The 500-nt window shown below is 73.4% G+C and carries 2 pseudogenes; both read right to left on the bottom strand.

Features of this window, described 5'->3' with window-relative positions:
- Window positions 1-230, bottom strand: a pseudogene (locus L0D17_RS14050) (hypothetical protein); the annotation flags it as partial.
- A pseudogene (locus tag L0D17_RS14045) lies at window positions 227-500 on the bottom strand (hypothetical protein); the annotation flags it as partial. The pseudogenes L0D17_RS14050 and L0D17_RS14045, both read right to left, overlap by 4 nt.

Here is a 500-nt window from a genome sequence, read left to right as displayed (position 1 = left end):
TCGGGATCCCGGGCGGCCGAGGGGGCCCCGTACCGGTCCCACCCCTCGGCGATGGTCTCGGCGATGAGCTCCAAAAGCCCCTCCTCCCAGACCTCGGGGGAGAGGTCCAGGGCGTGGCGGCCGTACTTCTGGCGCAGGTAGGTGCAGAAGGGCCCCAGGTCGGGGTCCCGCTCGGGGTCGGGGAGAGTCTGGGCCAGGGCCCAGAGGACCCCGGCGAGGCGCCGGATCACCCTCCGCCCCCCTTCCGGTGGGCCTCCCACCACTCCCCGAGGGTCCGGGGAGGCTCCTCGGGGTAGAGGCGCATCCCGATGGGGGAGAGGGGGGCCTTGGGCCACGCCTCCACGGCCTTCCGCCAGGGCGGGGCCTTCCATTGGCCCGAGGGATCCCGCAGGTGCCGGTCCCCCCAGAGCTTCTGCACCCTGCGGCGGATCTCCTGGACCTGGCTCCACACCCCGCTGAACATGGGCAGGTTCCCCAGGGCCTTCATGTGGCCCACGAGG

Source organism: Thermus thalpophilus (genome assembly GCF_022760915.1).
GTDB classification, from domain to species: domain Bacteria; phylum Deinococcota; class Deinococci; order Deinococcales; family Thermaceae; genus Thermus; species Thermus thalpophilus.
This window is presented reverse-complemented; position numbering and strand designations above follow the sequence as displayed.